Here is a 1,476-nt window from a genome sequence, read left to right as displayed (position 1 = left end):
CATCGAAACCCCATGTGCGGAAGACAGATCTAGAAGCGAGAGATGCCCCATGACAATCGCCATCTCACCATCCAGGCCGGTGGACGCCGCGTCCTGATGGGCGAACAGCACATCCGGCGATTCTCTGAACAGATCGCACAGCATCTTCCGGTAGCGGGGGCTCGTCGTGCGTCTTCCCAGCTCCCAGCCGCTGAGCATGCTCGGGGTCACCCCGGACGAACCCGACGATGATCTGGCATCCAGCGCCGCGACGATCTGCTCCTGGGTGGCGTTTATCGCCAGCCGTGCCGCCCGAAGCGGCGATGCCGACCCCCCGAACGACCTCACCATGTGCTTCAACTCCTACGCGGGACGCAGCATCAGACCAGGGCCTCGCCATGATGGCTAATCCATGATAGATCACTACGCTATGTGATCAAACATAGGAACGCTCGATCCCGGTCGCCAGCGATTCTCTCGGTGGCCTGGCGGAATCAAGTGGTCATGGCGACGCATGCTTTGCCGGCAAATCCTGGCTCGACCGGATCCCCAGGGGCACCGGTCGAGCCAGGGGTGTCACCGATCAGGTCGCCGCTGAAGGTCGTTGATCAGATGGAGAAGTCCTCGCCGTACCACACACCGGCCTGGGGCGGGCGGATCGTGGGATGGGCGGCGACCCGCCCGTCGGCGCGGCCGTCGGTGTTCCCGGTGTTCCCGTCGAGCACCGCCTCCAGCTGGTCGACCCGGGTGAGCAGGGACTTCAGGCTGACGCCGACGAGGTCGGGGAGCACGTCGTCCTGACCGGGCAGGGCGGTGGCCGGCCGGGGGCGGCTGGGGGTGATGACCTGGCCGGGGACGCCGACGACCACTGAGCCGGGCGGCACGGGCCGCACGACGACGGCGTTGGCCCCGATGCGGCTGTCCGAGCCGACGGTGATGTTGCCGAGAACCTTGGCACCGGCACCGATGATCACCCGGTCGCCGATGGTGGGGTGCCGCTTGGCCGGTTCCAGGCTGGTGCCGCCGAGGGTAACCCCGTGGTAGATCGTGACGTCGGCACCGACCTCGGCGGTCTCCCCGATGACCACGCCGGTGGCGTGGTCGATGAAGACGCCGGGGCCGAGCGTGGCGGCGGGGTGGATCTCGACCCCGGTGAGCATGCGGGTGAGCGTGGCAACCACGCGCCCGGGCAGCCGCAGGTCACGGGTCCACAGCCAGTGGCTGATCCGGTGGCCCCAGACTGCGTGCACGCCGGGATAGCACAGGGCGATCTCGAGGGTGGAGCGGGCGGCCGGATCCCGCTCCTTCACCGTGCGCAGGTCATGGCGCAGCGTCGAGAGCACAGTCGGTCACCCGAGTCCGGCGAACAGCGGTGTGCTCAGGTATCGCTCGCCGAAGTCCGGAAACACGACGACGACCAGCTTCCCGGCGTTCTCCGGGCGGCGGGCCACCTGCAGCGCCGCCGACACCGCCGCGCCCGAGGAGATGCCCACTAGG

The 1,476-nt window shown here is 68.3% G+C and carries 2 protein-coding genes and 1 pseudogene; all 3 read right to left on the bottom strand.

Features of this window, described 5'->3' with window-relative positions:
• Positions 1-330: helix-turn-helix transcriptional regulator (locus ACY45C_RS18535; RefSeq protein WP_462188837.1), on the bottom strand; the 330-nt coding region annotated here is incomplete at its 3' end.
• A 257-nt stretch (positions 331-587) separates the two neighbouring features.
• Complete coding sequence (gene cysE / locus ACY45C_RS18530; protein ID WP_462188836.1) at positions 588-1,322, bottom strand: serine O-acetyltransferase; 735 nt, start codon at positions 1,320-1,322, stop codon at positions 588-590.
• Between the two features lie 6 nt (positions 1,323-1,328).
• Positions 1,329-1,476 (bottom strand): annotated as a pseudogene (locus ACY45C_RS18525) (cysteine synthase A); the annotation flags it as partial.

Source organism: Frankia sp. CcWB2 (genome assembly GCF_977927585.1).
The sequence above is the reverse complement of the archived record's forward strand: the minus strand, read 5'-3'. Positions and strand labels throughout refer to the sequence as shown.